Origin of the sequence: Gaetbulibacter sp. S0825 (assembly GCF_011777505.1) — a bacterium.
Taxonomy (GTDB): domain Bacteria; phylum Bacteroidota; class Bacteroidia; order Flavobacteriales; family Flavobacteriaceae; genus Pontimicrobium.
Genome location: NZ_JAATJT010000002.1, coordinates 305,620 through 323,169, shown reverse-complemented (window position 1 = coordinate 323,169; position 17,550 = coordinate 305,620). Strand labels below are relative to the sequence as shown.

Sequence of the window (17,550 nt, the reverse complement as noted above, 5' to 3'; positions counted from 1 at the left end):
TATGGAAAATTCAATTTTTTTAGCAAAATTCTGGGGATGGTATCTTATCATTTTCTTTTTTATTTTAAGCTTTAATCCTAAACGTATAAAACAAATATTTGAAGATTTAAAAGATGAGAAATTTTTAATCATTTCATCTCTTGTCTCTATTATTATAGGATTGCTAAATATACTATTTCATAATATCTGGGAACCAAACTATAAGCTAATAATTACATTAATTGGGTGGACATCCCTTTTTATTGGATTATCATTATTTGTATTACCCAAGCAAACCGTTTCATGGCTAAAATTTATTAACGTAAAACTGGTTCAGGTTATTTATATGCTACTCTTTTTTATTGGGCTCTTTCTTTTAAATGTAGCTTATAATGTGTTGCCGTATTAATTTTTTCCAAAACTGATATATATCATTTCAAATAAAGGGAATATCATATATATTAGTATCATAATTATAAACGTTCTTTAAAAAACTGACAAATTTAAAAATATAGATCTATAAATCGTAAGACCTTATAGATCATAATAAGGTTTAAAATTATTATTTAGTGATATTAATTTTTTAAGATGTCTTTAGCAATAAAGTTGTTTAGGATATTGATTAATTAGATAATGAAATTAAGCTCTTTAAGGGAAACAGGAAGTTTCGGCTTCCTGTTTCTTATAAAACATTCAGGTTAAATGTTGAAAAATGCTTAATCTGTTATGAGGAGTTCAAAGCTATAGTTTGGCTTATGGTTCTAATGGTTTTTTAGTAATAAAGAATTATTGGAAGTGCTGTAGGAGAAATAATATAATTGAACTTTTCAGGAAAGCAGGAGGTTTCGACTTCCTGCTTTTTATAAAGCATATAGGTTTTATTATTACAAAATGCTAAAGCCTACCATGGAGAGTTTGAAGCTGTTTTTTTTAACTGAAAGGCTAATTTTAATCAGTAATGATTGCATATTAGCGATTAGAAAAGGTTACTAAATTAAAGTCTTCAGAAGAAACAGGAAGTCGAAACTTCCTGTTTCTTTTTTGGTCTAGAGTTTTAGGCCAAAAGACAAATCCCCTGCATCACCAAGCCCAGGAATTATATAACCCTTACTACTTAATATATCGTCGATTGTGGCAATCCATAAATGTGTGTATTCTGGGAAAATCTCTTTAACATATTCCACACCAGATTTTGAACCAATAACCGAAACAATATGTATTTGTTTTGGAATACCATGCTTCTTTAATGCACTATAAACGTTTTCAAGAGTTTTACCTGTTGCCAACATTGGATCTGAAAGCACAAGTATTTTATTGGTTAAAGAAGGAGCAGCCAAGTATTTTACAATAACCTTAAAAGCATCTTGATTATCTCTATGGTGTCTATATGCCGAAATAAATGCGTTTTCGGCTTTATCAAAGTAATTTAAAAGTCCTTGATGTAAAGGCAAACCTGCACGTAAAACGGAACACAAAACAATCTTGTTTTGTGGCATTGAAACCTTCTTGTGACCAAAAGGAGTTTCTACTTTTTTATCTTTATAATTCAAGGTTTTACTTAATTCATAACCAAGAACCTCTCCAATTCGCTCAATATTTTTCCTAAAGCGCATGGCATCTTTTTGGATATTGACATCTCTTAATTCAGCAATAAACTGATTTAAAATTGAATTTTCTTTACTAAAATTATGAAGGGTCATGGTGTAATGAATTTAAAAGTTTATTAATCCTTAATTGTCTTTTGGTTAGCTTCCATTAATAATCTAATGACTTCGCTATCATCAACTTGATAAAATTCCTTATAGAATTGCCCAACAGCTTGAAAATTTGAAGGTGTAAGTAAGCAAATAGTGTTTTTTACCGCCGACATATTATTAATTTTGGTAATAACCGAAGGAGGCCCAACTGGTAATGCTACAATTATTTGAGAAGGTTGTTGTTGGTGAATAAGATTGATACTGGATATTAATGTTTGACCTGTAGCAACCCCATCGTCAACCAAAATCACTGTTTTGTCTTTTAAATTTGTAGGTGTACTTACTCCATAATACATATCTTGACGTTGTTTTAAAGTAGCTCGAATTCTGCTCGTTTCGTTATCTATATAACTATTTGAAATATCTCTAGCATCTTCACTTAGTAAAATGTCATTTAGGGTTACAGCGCCAATTGCAAATTCTTTATGAAGTGGATGTCCAATCTTTTTTGAAAGAACAATTTCTAAAGGAAGGCTTAGTTTTTTTGCAATAATATGTCCAATAGGCAAACCTCCTCTAGGAATAGTAACCACTATTGCTTTTTTATTGTTTTTATATTCTAACAATTTATTAGCGAGCTGTTCTCCTGCTTCAATTCTATCTTTAAACATCGTATAATTTTTTTATAAGGTTAAATATGTATCGAACCAATCGCTGGTTTCTTTTGCAACAATATCCAGTTTTCCAGGTTCTGAAAATAAATGAGTAGCACCTTCAATAATTTTTAATTCGCAAATTCCAGAAATGTTTGCCTTTGCCTTTTTATTTAACTCAATAACAACACCATCGTTACCTCCAACTAATAAAAGAGTAGGTGTATTAACCTGACTTAAATCTTTCATAGCAAGATCTGGTCTGCCTCCTCTAGATACAACGGCAGAGATAGCTTTTCCCAATTTAGCAGCAGCACTAAGGGCAGATGCGGCTCCTGTGCTTGCACCAAAATAACCAAGCGGTAATTGCTTAATCTCTTCATTGTTTTTAACCCATTTAGTAACGCTAACCAACCTTTTTGTGAGAAGTTCTATATCAAACCTATTGTTATAAATAGCATCTTCTTGTGGTGTCAATAAATCGAATAGCAAACTAGAAAATCCGTTATACAATAAAATATCAGCAACATAATTATTTCTGGAGCTTAATCGGCTACTACCACTACCATGAGAAAACAAAATAATGCCTTTACTATTTTGTGCTTGCCTTAAATTTCCATTTACGTAAATTTCACCTATAGGAATATCAATTTCTTTATATGTTTTTATTTTATTCATTTTATAATTAGGTTTAGATTACAAAATGACTAAAACATAATATTATGGTATACCATAGATTTTAAATCCTTAGGAAGCTCGGATCTTATATCTTCTAATTCTCCTAAAGAAATGTATCTGCGTAATAATATAAATGTTGTGTCTATATAATTTTCTGCTATTTCATCAGATTCAAAATCGTGAACCGACGTTAAACCACTATATTTCCTACACAAATCAATAAATTCGGTCATATTTTTTACCTTTTCTCTTTTATGAGTTGTCCATCCATTTACATAAACTGCCTTTAAAAACATTGGAAACTGCGCAATGAGCTGTATCGATTCTTCAACTGATATTACCTCTCGTAAAGCATGTAAAATAGCAGATAGAATACGTCCAGCTTTTTCTTTATCGGTAGCTAGATTTATTTCTTTTGAGTATTCCTTTAAAAAAGTATTTGCTTCTGCCGCAAATTGATTAAAATTAAGTGCCATGACTTTATATTTTTAGTGAGTTATAAAGTTGGTGACTACCAATAATTTAGCAAATGATATATATCAGTATTAATAAAGATTTATAATAAATTGAGTTAACGCGGCTAAAAAAAGGAGCAAATATGTTACTTGTTAATGCAAGATCTTGAAATAACCTCACACAAATATCAACAGCAATACCAATACATCCAATCTGATATATATCATAGTACACATCAATTAGATATAGTACTTTTAAACGTTAAATAAACTAGAACAGTCATGAGAAAAATATTAGTTCCAACAGATTTTTCAGATAATGCAATGAATGCGATTCAATACGCTTTAGAATTGTTTAAATATGAACGAAGTGATTTTTTTATTATGAATGCATATCAAGATAAAATTTATGCTGATACTACTCTGTTAAAAAATGAAACATTAGATACAGTCACGAAAATTATAAGTGATAAATCCCAAGAACAACTAGAAAATACTTTAAAAAAAATAAAAGAAATTTCTCCAAATCCAAGGCATACTTATACTATAGTATCTTCCAATAGTATGCTTATGGATGAAGCAGACAAAATTGTGGATGAAGAAAACATAGACATTATCGTTATGGGAACTCGTGGTGAAACCAATGATAGAAAATTAACCTTTGGCAGCCACACGTTACAAATTTTAAAATATGTACAATGCCCAGTTTTAGCAATTCCAGAAAATTATAAATACACACAACCAAAACACATTTTGTTTCCTACAGATTATATGATTCCTTACAAGCGAAGAGAGCTTAAATTACTTTGTGAAATGGCTTTTTCTTATAGATCAGTAATTGATGCGTTGTACATTTCAAAGAGTAAAAAACTATCGTTACGACAAGAGGACAATCAAAAATTCATAAAGGAAACTTTGTGTAAAAACAGTATAAATTTTAAAACTATTAGTGGGAAAAATATATCTAATACCATTTATAAATATCTAAAAGAACATAAAGTAGATATGTTGGTATTGGTAAATACTAGGCACTCATTTTTAGAAAGTATCTTGTTTCAATCTACTATTGACAAGATGAGTTTACATATAGATATTCCATTTTTAACATTACAAAATATTAGACGCTGTTAACTGTTCAATACAAAAATTTAGTCATCATGAAAAAAATATTGTTGCCAACCGATTTTTCTGAAAATTCTTGGAATGCTATAAAATATGCACTTCAATTATTTAAAGACCAAGAATGTAATTTTGTATTACTAAATACCTATACTCCAATAATATACCAAGTTGAGTTTATGCAGTCAAGCTCTGCTCAATTAGGAATTATTGACACCATGAAAAAAGTGTCTCAAAATGGATTAGATGAGCTACAAGAAAAAATAAATTCAGAATTTAATAATCCTAAACATTCGTTCTCACAAATTTCAGCCTTTAATAGCCTTACTTCAGAGATTGATGACCTTTACTCTAATAACATCATGGATATTATCGTTATGGGAACTCAAGGTGCAAGTGGAGTTACAGGTGTGTTATTTGGTTCAAATACCATCCATGTTATAAAGAATGCGAAATGCCCTGTAATGGCAATTCCAAGTGACTTTTCTTTTGAAACACCTCACGAAATACTATTTCCAACAGATTATGAAATAGAATATCAGGAAGCACATTTAAAACCCATTATTGAAATTGCACAAAAGCATATCTCTAGGGTTAATATTTTACATGCTTTTATTGGTAATAGTCTAACAAGTGCTCAAGAAAAAAACAAATCAATACTCGAATCAAGCATGAAAAAAGTAGCGCACCTTTTTCATGATGTAAAGAACCAAAATGTCCCAGAAGCTATTACCAATTTTCAATTAAGAGCTCGCATTAATTTATTGATAATGATAAATAATAAACGGTCATTTTTTGAAAACTTGTTTTTTAAATCAACTATTAATCAAATGGGATTCCATTTAAATATTCCATTGATGGTGATTCCTTCAAGGAAATAGATCTTAAACTGATTTATATCATTTCGATTTCATCGATTACACCTTATTTTTAAGTCAATAAATAATTGAATCATGAAACGCAAAATTCTACTTCCTACCGATTTTTCAAATAACTCCTGGTTAGCTATCAACTATGCCTTGCAATTATTTAAAAACGAAGCCTGTGATTTCTATTTACTTAATGCCTTTTTTGGAACCAATAACCTTATAGAAAATATCATGAATATGGGATCTGGTGGTGAATTTTTTGAAGAAGCGAAAGCAGAATCTGAAGATAATTTATCTAGACTACTAGATAAACTTATTATAAATGAACATGGTAGCCCAAAACATAATTTTAAAACCATTTCTGTGTACAATGACCCTATTGAAGCGATTAAGGATGCAGTGGAACAGAAGGATATCGAAATAGTTATTATGGGAACCAAAGGTAAAACAAGTGATAAAGGAACCGTATTTGGTAGTGTTGCTGTTAATGCAATGGAAAAAGTTAGAAATTGCCCTGTTATTGTTGTTCCAGAAAAAGCAAAACATAGTTTGCCTAAAGAAATTGTATTCCCAACGAGCTATGAAACACATTACAAAAGACGAGAATTGAGCTACTTAACTGACATTGCTAAAAAGTGTGATGCCACTATAACAATACTTCATGTTTCTGAAGAAGATGAATTAAATGAAAACCAAAAAGAACGCAAACAAATGCTCAAAGAAATTTTTGAAGATGTCAATTACACATTTCATAAAATATCTCATTACTCGGTAGAATCTGCCGTAAACATTTTTGTTGAAAGTAGGGACAGCGATATGGTGGCATTTATTAATAAAAAACACAACTTTTTTGGAAGCATACTAACAAACCCAATGGTAAAAGGCATTGCATTTCATTCTAAAGTGCCAATTTTAGTAATGCACGATTTAAGAAATTAAAAAAAAATGAAAAAAATGAAAAATACAGGTATTTGGTTAGATAAAGACAAAGCACTAATCGTAACTCTAGAAAATGGTGCAGAAAAATTACAAACAGTTACATCAAATATAGAACATTACCGTACTCATGGTGGTTCTGGAACACGATTTAAAGGTGGGCCTCAAGATGTTGTACAAGACAGTAAATTCCTAGAGCGTGAAAAGCATCAGCTAAAACAGTATTATAAATCTATAGCATCGGAAATAAAAGATACAGATGCTTTAGTAATTTTTGGTCCTGCTGATACTTATAAAAAATTTAGTAAAGAATTAAGCAAAAACCACAAATCCTTAAGTAATAAAATAAAAGACCTAAAAAAAGCAGATAGCATGACAGAAAACCAGGTAAAAGCCTGGGTAAGAGATTTCTTTAAGTCACATTAACTGTTAATCTATTATTAGTTAGTTAGTTAGTTGAAAACTGTCAAAACACTTCTTTTTTGGCAGTTTTCTTTAAAAAAGGAACAATGAAAAATAAAAATCTGGATATTACTAAATCAACAGGTGAAAAAGTAAAATTCTCATTAGACAAATTAAGGAATTCACTAAAAAGAACTGGAGCAGATAAAGAAACTGTAGACCAAATTATTGATAAAGTACGCGACGAATTATACCAAGGTATCTCTACTAGCGAAATTTACAATAGAGCATTTGCATTACTTAAAAAAAAGAAAAGTTATCTCGCCTCAAGATACAAACTCAAAAAAGCAATTTATGAGTTAGGTCCAACAGGGTTTCCTTTTGAAAATTTTATTTCTGCCATCTATCAATATTCAGGTTATAGAACTCAAGTTGGTAAAGTCTTGCAAGGTAAATGCGTATCACACGAAATAGATGTTGTGGCAAATAAAAACGGTGATACAACCATAATGGAATGCAAATTTCATAGCGATCAAGGTCAAAATTGTAATATAAAAATCCCATTATATATAGCTGCTCGATTTAAAGATGTAAAGGATTATTGGAATTCTAAACCACATAAAACAAACCTTAAAGAAGGTTGGGTAGTTACAAATACACGATTTACCGAAGATGCATTGCAATATGGCAAATGTATAGGTTTAAAACTATTAAGTTGGGACTACCCTAAAGAAGATGCCCTAAAAGATAAAATAGACCGATTAGGCCTTTATCCTATAACTGTATCGACCTTATTAACAAACAGAGAAAAGCAATTTTTATTAAGTAGGGATGTAGTGTTATGTAGAGAATTAATAAATGATAATTTCTATTTAGACCATTTAGGTGTTTCCGATATTAGGAAAGAAAAAATTCTAAACGAAATGTCCCAATTATGCACTAATAAAAATCACTAAAACATGGAAAAATATGCAAAAGTTAACTTTTTAGGAGCCTCAGGAACCGTCACAGGCTCTAAGTTTCTTATTGAAACATCCGAGCAGAACATACTTATAGATTGTGGCATGTTTCAAGGCTTAAAAGAGTTAAGAGAGCTCAATTGGGAAGATCTTCCCATTAATGTTGAAGCTATTGATGTAGTCTTACTTACTCATGGTCATTTAGACCATGTAGGTTACTTACCTCGCTTATTAAAACAAGGCTTTTCTGGAAAAATTATTGGTACAGCTCCTACTCTTGCCATTGCAGAGATTATACTAAAAGATAGCGCCAAAATCCATCAAGAAGAAGCAGACAAAGCAAATAAAGAGAAATATACCAAACACAATCCAGCTCTTCCTTTTTTTACATTTAAAGAAGCTGAAAACGCTATTAAATTATTTGATGTAGCGATGGAAAATAAATGGATTATTTTATCCGAACATATCTCCTATCGTTTTCAATATAATGGACATATTATTGGAGCTACGTTCATTGAGTTGGACATCAACGGAAAACGATTTGTATTTTCAGGTGACATAGGCAGATGGAACGATTACCTCCTAGATGATCCCAAAACACCACAATGGGCAGATTTTTTATTTATTGAAAGTACCTACGGAAACAAGTTGCATCCAGAAGAAGATGTTGAGGAAGTTTTAGCAAACCTAATAAAGGAAACAATTTATAAAAAAGGCAATCTAATTATTCCAAGTTTTGCGGTAGAACGTCTACAAACACTTATGTACATTTTATGGAAGCTTTACAAAAAAAATAAAATCCCAAATATTCCTATTTTTATTGATAGCCCAATGGGAAACAATGTATTGGAAGTGTTTAAACGTTTTCCAAAATGGCACAAACTTTCTGATGCCGACTATAATGCCATGTGTAACCATGTTAATATTGTACAATCTTATAAAGAAACATGGGAAACCATTGACGATAAAAGACCAAAAATTGTAATAGCTGGAAGCGGAATGGTTACAGGCGGAAGAGTCCTCACCTATTTACAACAGCTCATTGACGAATCATCAACAACAGTTCTATTGGTTGGCTTTCAAGCCGAAGGAACTCGTGGAAGGCAATTGTTAGAAGGTGCACACGAGATTAAGTTTTTTGGTAAATATTATCCTGTAAAAGCAACCATAAAAAGCATAGAAAGTTTATCTGCACATGCAGATCAAGACGATTTGTTTAAATGGATGAGCAATATTAAAAATATTCCTGAGAAAGTATATTTAATCCATGGTGAACCTAATGCCTTAGATGCTTTTAGGGTAAAAATTAAAGACACTCTTAATTGGTATGTAACTATCCCAAAATTAACAGATGTTGAAAAACTAATGATTTAAAAGCAATAATTTATTAAGTTAACAACTTGTTTTTCAAATTGATATATATCATTTTATAATTTAGGTTTCATCCTTAAATTGATACCATAATACTATATGTTTAACCTAAAAAATACAAATTATGACACTTATTAAATTCAAAAATCGAAACAGATTATTCCCTACTTGGAATAATGACAACTTAAACACTTTTTTAAGTTATGACGATTTCCTTAATGATGATTTCTTTGAAGAAGATAGTTTAATGCCTGCAATGAATGTTAAAGAGCATGATAAAGATTTTGAAATCGAATTTGCAGCTCCAGGGTTTTCAAAAAAAGATTTTGAAGTAACGATTGATGACAATATACTTCATGTATGTGGTGAAAAAAGAAAAGAAGAAGAGGAAAAAGAAGAAGGCTATACTCGTAAAGAGTTTAGTTATAACTCTTTTAAAAGATCATTAAAATTACCAAATACAGTAAATGCAGAACAAGATGTAAAAGCTGTTTACAATAATGGTATTTTAAAATTAAACCTTCTCAAAAAAGAGGAAGCTAAAGAACAACCTAAAAAGGTAATAGAGGTTCTTTAAAATTAATCACGCAGAAAGCAATTTGTTAAATTGCTTTCTGTTTTTATAAAAATAATATCATGAAAACAACACAAACTACCACAAAATATGTTGAGTGGTTAAGTGCCGAAACAATGCACAAAAACTCAATAGAATGGCTGTCTGATTTAGAATTCATGAAAGATGAGCAATTATTCTTTGATGACTTAATCAAGTCGTATACTTTACAACTTATAGATTCAAAACACTTTAAAGAAAGTAAAGCAATAATTGACACATTAAGTAAACTTCAAACAAAAACAGACTTACTTATAAAATATGTAAAAAACCATAAAAACGACTTAAAAATTATGGTTGATGGTATTGATCAACCAAAAGAAGAAAGTGATTATAAAAATGAACACCGTCGTTTAATTGTTGAAATTAATGACTTTATAAAGGAATACAGAATATTAAAAACGACCCTTTTTAGTTTAATTAAAAACATTAAAAAAGAGGAAAAACAAAAACGTTTGATAGATAAAACATAATCTTTATCTAAAAAACAATAAACAAAAGCCTTGTAAAATAAATATACTACAAGGCTTTTTTTATGGCTCTCTGTCTCAAATAATTTAAAAACTATCATGTTAAAAGTTAAGTAGAATAGCAAATAATTCCTAAATTTATGCTTCACACAAAGCACAACCTTTTAAACCAACCTTATGAAGAATTATTTTCGCTTTTTGTTTTGCCTTTTCTTTTTGGCAAGCATATCTATTAACGCACAAATTCCAAAACCTTCAGACGTTTTCGGGTTTGAAGTTGGAGCCGATTACAAATTGGCTGACTATGACCAAATGCTCGAATATTACGAAAAGTTAGCAGCTTCAACAGACCGTGTTCAAATGATTGAGATAGGAAAATCAGTTATGGGGCGTCCAATGAAACTATTATTTATTTCGAGTGAAGAAAACATGAAATCTCTTGAAAAATGGCGAACTATAAGTGAAAAACTATCTCGAGCAAGAATATCACCCGATGAAGCAAAAAAACTATCCTATGAAGGAAAAGCCATTGTATGGTTTGATGGAGGTATGCACGCTACCGAACGTGCTCATGCCCAAATGACTTCGGAACTTATGTGGCGAATTGCTTCAGAAGAATCAGAAGAAATGAAAAAAATTAGAGATAATGTCATTACGCTTGTGGTTCCAGTAATAAATCCCGATGGTGTAGATATTGTGGTAGATTGGTACAAAAAAAACCTAGGAACACCTTACGAAACAACTGGTCCACCTATACTTTATCAAAAATATGTAGGTCATGATAACAATCGAGATTGGTTTATGAGCAATATGCCAGAAACCAAAGCAGTGACTACCGTATTATACAATCAGTGGTATCCGCAAATTGTTCATAACCACCACCAAACATCGCCATCTTGGGCGCGTATATTTTTACCCCCTTTTAGAAGTCCCGTAAACCCTAATATTCATCCAGGAGTAACTACAGGAGTTAATCTTGTTGGAACAGCTATGGCAAATAGATTTGCCATGAAAAAAATGCCTGGAGTAATATCAGGAACAGCTTTTAGTATGTTTTGGAATGGAGGTATGAGAACGACACCATATTATCATAACCAAATAGGGATATTAACCGAAGTAGCTCATGCAACTCCTACGCCTCGTTTTTATGACCCTAAAAAGAAACCTAAAAATGTTGGAGGAAAACCATCTAATGGTACCGAAATATTTTACCCTTACCCTTGGGAAGGTGGCGAATCGCATTTTAGAGATGCTGTAGATTATATGTTAACTGCTTCTATGGGGATTTTAGACTTAGCTGCAGATAAGAAAGATGAGTTTTTGTATAATATCTATGATATGGGGAAAGATGCCATTGAGGATACCGAAAAAGTATTTGCATACATTATCCCAAAAGACCAATGGAATCCAAGTGAATCTATTAACCTAACAAATATTTTAATGCAAGGTGGACTTGAAGCGCATAAAGCGACTTCTTCTTTTTCTGTTAGTGATAAATCTTATGATGCTGGTTCAATAATTTTTTATGGAGCACAAGCTTTTAGACCTTACTTAACAGATTTGATGGAAAAACAAGATTATCCAGACCAATTTCTATATCCAGGTGGACCACCTCAACCTCCATACGATTTGGCCGGCTGGACCTTACCAATGCAAATGGGTGTAACTGTTGATAAGGTTAATGAATCTTTTAATATCAATACAGAACCAATTACCTCAAAACTTAGCTATAAAGAAGGAACCGTTAATGGTAGTGGTAACTTTATGTTTTCAAACAAAGATAACCTAAGTGCCTTAGCTGTGAACCGACTTCAAAAAGCTGGTTATACTGTTAGTAAACTAAAAGCAGATTACAATGATTTCTCTGCTGGCTCATTTGTTGTAAAAGGTAAAAGAAACTTAAAAAAAGAGGTTTCAAAACTAAGTAAAGAACTTGGTATTGATTTTAAAGGTGCAAACAGTATTGACAATTCTAAAATTATTGAATTAAATAAAATAAAAGTTGGTCTTTATAAATCTTGGCAAGCAAATATGGATGAAGGTTGGACTAGATGGGTGTTAGAGCAATTTGAATTTGATATAGATACATTGCACAACAAGGATATAAAAAACGGAAAACTATCACAATATAGTGCTATAATATTTCCATCTCAAAGTCCAAATGGAATCTTACATGGCTATCGCGAAACTTCGATGCCTAAAAAATTTACAGGAGGAATTGGATTAGATGGTATGGCAAAAATTGATCAATATGCGAAATCTGGTGGAACCGTTGTGTTTTTTGATTCTTCGAGTGATTTGGCTATTGAGCAATTAGGGCTTCCTGTTCGTAATGTTATTTCTAACATATCTTCAAGTAACTTCTTTATTCCTGGATCTTTAATACGAATGAAAGTAGATACAAAAAATCCTTTGGCTTATGGAATGATGGATGAAGTTGCTGCTTCTTTTAATAGAAGTCGTGCTTTTCAAACCATAAAACAACGTAAATCAGGTGAAGGTGGTGCAGAAGAAATAGCCGATGCTCCAGAGGCTAATGTTATTGAAGTAACAACATATGCAGATAAAGACCTTTTAATGAGTGGTTGGGCAATGGGAGAAGAACGCTATTTAAAAAACAAGAGCGCTATGATGCATATACCTCTTGGTAATGGTGATATTGTATTATTTGGTTTTAGGCCTCAGTTTAGAGGGCAACCAAGAGGTACTTACAAGTTAATATTCAACTCTATTTATATGGGAGCAGAGAAATAGAATCAAATATTCATAAAAAAACCGATATTTTTAATATCGGTTTTTTTATGTTATAAATTTCTCTATTAGGTGAAAATAATTTGAGTTCTATCACCATCACATAATTCATAGAATTGTCCAATTGTGATAATGTCCTCTACCTCATCAGATAAATCTTTCTTCTCTAGTTTAAACATATCTATTGCTAACTTACATGCATAAATAGTACCACCACCAGCTGTAATCATTTCTAAAAATTCGTCTACAGGTGGCATATCTAATTCCTCCATTTGCTTACGCATCATGCCAGAAACTGCAGTTTCAACTCCTGGTAACCCACCTAACATTGTTGGAAATGGAATTCCACCAGGCATTCTCATAGCTGGATTACCTGTTGTTGCAGTATGCAAGCGATTCATTTGTTTTTTGGTGATTCCGTCAAGACCGAAGAAAGTAAAAAACACATTGGTTTCTATACCTTCCATTACCGCACCATTTGCCATTACTAATGTTGCATAAACATCTTCCAAACTACCTTTAGCACATATTATACATACTTTTTCTAAGGGTTTTTTCTCAACTACTACTTTTTTTGTATTTGCCTCTTGTGTTTCCATCTTTAAATTCTTTATAATTAATTAAATACAGCTTGTTGGCTTAGGGATTCCTGCTATTTTTGAAGAGAACTTTAATGGCCCCTTTGGAAACAATTGATATAATTCTTTAATACTAACAATACCTGATTTCCCAACTTTTCTAATAGTTAAAGCCTCTTTTGCTTCTGTTTTTTCGCGTAAATAGTTAATAACTTCAAAATGCTTATCAGTTAATTCAATACCTAATTCACCTGCGATTTCATGTGCAATTTCTTCGTTCCATTGCGACATATCTTCTAGATATCCATCTTCGGAAACTTTTACTTCTACCTGTGTTTTACAAAATGTTTTAATCATGATCTTTTGTTTTAATGTTATTATTTTTCTACTGTTTCAAAATGTTTTCCTTTTTCGGTCATATTGGTTGATACAAATGGTATATGCCTTCCTTTTATTAACATATTCCAATAAATCCATCTAAATGCCATTTTCCCCATGTGGTTTGTTCTACTTTCCTTTAATAGTTTTAAAGGACCTATTCCAGGTAATGGAAATGTTCCTTCAACAGGTTCGTGTGTATAGTTAAAGTCAATTAACAATGCTTTACCATTACCTGTTTCAATAAAACAATTGGCGTGACCATCGAACTCAGCTTTTAAAGGTTCTCCTTTTATGTATCTCAAAATGTTTTCGGTTAATATCTCAGCTTCAAAATGTGCTACAGATCCTGCTTTAGATGCTGGTAAATTGGTTGCATCTCCAATGGCGAAAATATTTTCATGATCTTTAGTCTGCAACGTAGCTTTATCGGTTGGAATATAGTTTAAATCGTCTCCCATTCCAGAGCGTTCCATTAACTCATCTCCCATATTCGTTGGGACAGTAACCAATAAATCATATTCAACTTCGGTTTCGGCATAGTCAATAATTTTGTTGTTCTCATAATCTACACGCTCTATATTAAAATCTGTTACCTCTTTTATTCCTTTTTCTTCTAATAAGTGGTGTAATGCCTCAGTAGCTTTAGGCTTCGTAAACGCACCACCTAAAGGCGTAACGTATGTAATATCCACCTTATCACGCATTCCTTTGTTTTTAAAGTAAGAATCGGCCAAAAAAGCAAATTCCAAAGGCGCCACAGGACATTTAATAGGCATTTCCGTAATATGTACAACTAGCTTACCACCTTCCCATTCGCGAAGTTTATTACGTAATGCTTTTGCACCTTCGTATGTGTAAAAGTCAAATATGTTTTTATACCACATTGGGCCATCCATTCCTTCAATTTCGCCAGGAGCTATTTTTGTACCAGTAGCAACGATTAAAATGTCATAATCCAATACTCTTCCTCCTTCAAGGATTACTTTATTTTCATCAGGTTGAATTAATTCAATTTTCTTTTGAATATAGTTTGCTCCCTTTGGTATAAATTTTTCTCCTTTCTTTTTGACTTGTTTTGTTGTATAAATATCAAATGGAAGAAATAAAAACCCAGGTTGATAATAATGTGTTTTAAATTGGTCTATAACAGTAATACTCCATTCCTTTTTTGGTAATTTAGAAATCAAATGGTTTGCCATCATAGTTCCTGAAGTTCCTGCACCTAGTATTAGTAAATTTTTCATCTTAATTATTTATTAACAAGCATTTATGTTGCTTAATTATGTTGTAAAAGTACATTTTAGGAGCTATAAAAAATATGACAAAAATCATGGAAACCCCTTATGTAACCCATGTTACTTAAGAGGTTTCCGCTCTCGAAAATGCATTAACTATAATGTTTTTATTGATTAGAATTTTCCATAACCAAAAATGGAATATCTATATTAAAGGCAAAAGCTTCAACCAAATGTCTATTAAAAAGTCGTTCTAAAAAAGAATGTTGTCGACTTGTCATTGCCAATATTTTTATATCATAATCTTTTATGTAATCTTGTATGGCTTTAAAAACATCTGACTCCTGAAGGTTTACAAACTCATGATTTAAATTGCTAAAATATCTATCTAAATAAGCTCTATTATCCATTTGGTTAGATGTTAACTCATCTTCAGTTACGTGCAAAATATCTATGCTGGAGTTGTAAAGCTTAGAAATATCAAATAGTGATTTTAGATCTTCACTAATGTATCGAATTGAAAAGTTTGAAGTAAAAGCTATCTTATCTAACCCTTTAAATTTGCATCCATCTGGAATTGCTAATACTGGAGTACTACAGCGTTGCATAACTCTTGCCGTATTACTACCAAAGAGAACCTTCTCAGCACCTGAAGCACCTTTAGTTCCCATAATTATTAAATCTATACCTCTTGTATCACAAGCTTGATTGATACCATCTACAAAATTGTCGTAATCTACTATCGAATAAAATTTATGTAGGTCATTATTATAAGTTTCTTTTAGGTCTTTTATTACATTCTTAATTGATTTTTTAGCAACATCAATTAATGTATGATAAACGGTAGCCGAAGAAGTCATTGTCATTAAGTCATCAGATACAAACGACGATGCCTTTTGGATATTTATTACATAAAATTCGCATGCCTCATTTTTAAACAACTCCACTGCGTAATTAATTGCATTAATGGAATTCTTTGAAAAATCTGTAGGTAATAAAATTAATTTCAATGCTTTATATTTTTTAACAGGATAAAAATATCATAGACTAAAACCAAAAACTATGATAAATGTCAGTTAATTAACTTCGTAAAATCCTATTTAATTATAATCTTTAGCGTAAGCATTGTATTTTGGTATAATAAATGATAATATTTGCGTTATTAACTACAAACCATTTTTTATGAAATCATTTGTTTTTTCAATTATATGTCTTGCATCCTGTTTTTTATATGGTCAAAATACTGCCATAGGCTTCAATGAGAAACTTGTATTCACAGCATCTTATAATATGTCTGGCTTATTAACCGATCTTGCACAAGTAACTATGGAAACCAGTGAAGTAAAAACTTCTAAAAGTACTTTGTTACATTTAAAGGGCAAAGCAAGAACCTACACCAAATGGGATACCTTCTTTAAGATTAATGATTTATATGAGAGTTATGTGCACCCAAGCTCTTTGAAACCATATTTATACAAAAGAGATATTAGCGAAGGTGGTTATTACAAATTCATGCAATACAATTATAATCATGGCTCCAATACGGTAAAAAGTTTAAAGCGTAAAAGACGTGGCGATGGCACCTTTTGGGATGAGAAAAAAAATCTTAACATATCTTCAAACACAAAAGATATAATTGCAACACTATACCATATTAGAAATTTGGATATCCACAAAGCAAGTATTGGAAACTCAGATACTTTTACTGTACTAATGGATAATGAAGAGTTTAAAATAACTCTTACCTTACTTGCAAAAGAAACCATTAACACAAATATTGGTAGAAAAGAATGCTATAAATTAGCCATTACAATGAACAACAATCTACTAAAAGGTAACAAGGATAATTTACTTTGGTTAACTGCAGATAGTAATAAAATACCAGTATATGCCAAATTTAAAGTACCTGTAGGTAATGGTGAATTAAGAATCCAAAGTGCAACCGGTTTAAAAAATTAAGATATGAGAATATTAATTACCACATTAGCAATAATAGCAGCAAGTTTAGGGTTAGTTTTATCAATTTTGCCTTTTGGCGCTATTGCTTTAATACCAATTGTCATAGCATTTATCTTAGGCTTTATAGCCTTTAAAATGGCACAAAAAGACGGTGTGAACACCAAACTTGTTAAAGTTGTTTTCCTTATAACAATTATCGCACTAGTATTGTCTATATACAGAACAGTAATTGAAGACAATGTTGTTGAGAATGATATCGAAACCATCGAAAAGGAAAAACAATCTCAAGAAGATGCTCTAGAAGAATTAGAAGATTTAGATATTGAAAATTAAGTATATTTTCACTTTATTTGCTTAATAATTAATTGCTTAATTCATCAAATTCCTAATTTACAAGAATCGCTATTTCATACTTTATAACGATTCAATTACGAATTACACATGG

General features: G+C 31.2%; 20 protein-coding genes. 12 read left to right on the top strand and 8 right to left on the bottom strand.

Translation table 11 applies throughout. The annotated features are described in order from the left end of the window. Window position 1: 1 nt before the first annotated feature. Window positions 2-388, top strand: a complete 387-nt coding sequence (locus tag HB672_RS09075) for a hypothetical protein (protein WP_167611270.1) — start codon at window positions 2-4, stop codon at window positions 386-388. Window positions 389-1,025: 637 nt separating this feature from the next. Here the strand turns inward: HB672_RS09075 and upp are convergent. The 4 genes from upp to HB672_RS09055 are packed head-to-tail and all read right to left on the bottom strand — an operon-like array spanning window position 1,026 to window position 3,483. Then, on the bottom strand, window positions 1,026-1,679 hold the full coding sequence (upp, locus tag HB672_RS09070) for a uracil phosphoribosyltransferase (RefSeq protein ID WP_167611267.1): 654 nt from the start codon (window positions 1,677-1,679) through the stop codon (window positions 1,026-1,028). A 23-nt stretch (window positions 1,680-1,702) separates the two neighbouring features. Beyond that, window positions 1,703-2,347, bottom strand: a complete 645-nt coding sequence (locus HB672_RS09065; protein WP_167611264.1) for a phosphoribosyltransferase family protein — start codon at window positions 2,345-2,347, stop codon at window positions 1,703-1,705. Window positions 2,348-2,359: 12 nt separating this feature from the next. Further along, the gene (locus tag HB672_RS09060; protein WP_167611261.1) at window positions 2,360-3,007 is read right to left on the bottom strand and encodes a dienelactone hydrolase family protein; all 648 of its coding nucleotides are present in this window, start codon (window positions 3,005-3,007) and stop codon (window positions 2,360-2,362) included. A gap of 29 nt (window positions 3,008-3,036) precedes the next feature. Further along, a complete protein-coding gene (locus HB672_RS09055; protein WP_167611258.1) occupies window positions 3,037-3,483 on the bottom strand; it encodes a DUF2267 domain-containing protein in 447 nt (148 codons plus the stop codon). Between the two features lie 261 nt (window positions 3,484-3,744). On the opposite strand from HB672_RS09055, the gene HB672_RS09050 reads away from it, so the two are divergent. The 9 genes from HB672_RS09050 (at window position 3,745) to HB672_RS09010 (ending at window position 12,955) form a co-directional block, all read left to right on the top strand. Further along, complete coding sequence (locus HB672_RS09050) at window positions 3,745-4,593, top strand: universal stress protein (RefSeq protein WP_167611255.1); 849 nt, start codon at window positions 3,745-3,747, stop codon at window positions 4,591-4,593. Between the two features lie 26 nt (window positions 4,594-4,619). Further along, on the top strand, window positions 4,620-5,462 hold the full coding sequence (locus HB672_RS09045) for a universal stress protein (RefSeq protein WP_167611252.1): 843 nt from the start codon (window positions 4,620-4,622) through the stop codon (window positions 5,460-5,462). Between the two features lie 72 nt (window positions 5,463-5,534). Further along, a complete protein-coding gene (locus HB672_RS09040; RefSeq protein ID WP_167611249.1) occupies window positions 5,535-6,389 on the top strand; it encodes a universal stress protein in 855 nt (284 codons plus the stop codon). A 6-nt stretch (window positions 6,390-6,395) separates the two neighbouring features. After that, entirely contained in the window at window positions 6,396-6,812 is a 417-nt protein-coding gene (locus tag HB672_RS09035) for a hypothetical protein (RefSeq protein ID WP_348272551.1), read from the top strand. Between the two features lie 83 nt (window positions 6,813-6,895). Next, window positions 6,896-7,744 carry an ATP cone domain-containing protein gene (locus tag HB672_RS09030; RefSeq protein WP_167611246.1) on the top strand — a complete coding sequence of 283 codons (849 nt, stop codon included), beginning with the start codon at window positions 6,896-6,898 and terminating at the stop codon, window positions 7,742-7,744. Between the two features lie 3 nt (window positions 7,745-7,747). Then, entirely contained in the window at window positions 7,748-9,121 is a 1,374-nt protein-coding gene (locus HB672_RS09025; RefSeq protein ID WP_167611243.1) for an MBL fold metallo-hydrolase, read from the top strand. 121 nt (window positions 9,122-9,242) lie between these two features. After that, on the top strand, window positions 9,243-9,695 hold the full coding sequence (locus HB672_RS09020; protein WP_167611240.1) for an Hsp20/alpha crystallin family protein: 453 nt from the start codon (window positions 9,243-9,245) through the stop codon (window positions 9,693-9,695). Window positions 9,696-9,754: 59 nt separating this feature from the next. Further along, on the top strand, window positions 9,755-10,204 hold the full coding sequence (locus HB672_RS09015) for a hypothetical protein (RefSeq protein ID WP_167611236.1): 450 nt from the start codon (window positions 9,755-9,757) through the stop codon (window positions 10,202-10,204). Window positions 10,205-10,378: 174 nt separating this feature from the next. Continuing rightward, window positions 10,379-12,955, top strand: a complete 2,577-nt coding sequence (locus tag HB672_RS09010) for a M14 metallopeptidase family protein (protein WP_167611233.1) — start codon at window positions 10,379-10,381, stop codon at window positions 12,953-12,955. A gap of 65 nt (window positions 12,956-13,020) precedes the next feature. Here the strand turns inward: HB672_RS09010 and HB672_RS09005 are convergent, their stop codons facing one another. From HB672_RS09005 to HB672_RS08990, 4 genes are all read right to left on the bottom strand, one after another. After that, window positions 13,021-13,551, bottom strand: coding sequence for a DsrE/DsrF/DrsH-like family protein (locus tag HB672_RS09005; RefSeq protein WP_167611230.1), 531 nt, complete (start codon window positions 13,549-13,551; stop codon window positions 13,021-13,023). A 21-nt stretch (window positions 13,552-13,572) separates the two neighbouring features. Next, entirely contained in the window at window positions 13,573-13,887 is a 315-nt protein-coding gene (locus tag HB672_RS09000; protein ID WP_167611227.1) for a TusE/DsrC/DsvC family sulfur relay protein, read from the bottom strand. 20 nt (window positions 13,888-13,907) lie between these two features. Continuing rightward, window positions 13,908-15,155 (bottom strand): FAD/NAD(P)-binding oxidoreductase, encoded by a 1,248-nt coding sequence (locus tag HB672_RS08995; protein WP_167611224.1) that lies wholly within the window; start codon window positions 15,153-15,155, stop codon window positions 13,908-13,910. Window positions 15,156-15,313: 158 nt separating this feature from the next. Beyond that, window positions 15,314-16,156 (bottom strand): universal stress protein, encoded by an 843-nt coding sequence (locus HB672_RS08990; protein ID WP_167611221.1) that lies wholly within the window; start codon window positions 16,154-16,156, stop codon window positions 15,314-15,316. A gap of 172 nt (window positions 16,157-16,328) precedes the next feature. Between HB672_RS08990 and HB672_RS08985 the strand changes: the two genes are divergently transcribed. Beyond that, complete coding sequence (locus HB672_RS08985) at window positions 16,329-17,105, top strand: DUF3108 domain-containing protein (RefSeq protein ID WP_167611218.1); 777 nt, start codon at window positions 16,329-16,331, stop codon at window positions 17,103-17,105. A 3-nt stretch (window positions 17,106-17,108) separates the two neighbouring features. Continuing rightward, window positions 17,109-17,438 (top strand): FUSC family protein, encoded by a 330-nt coding sequence (locus tag HB672_RS08980; RefSeq protein WP_167611215.1) that lies wholly within the window; start codon window positions 17,109-17,111, stop codon window positions 17,436-17,438. Window positions 17,439-17,550: the final 112 nt, after the last annotated feature.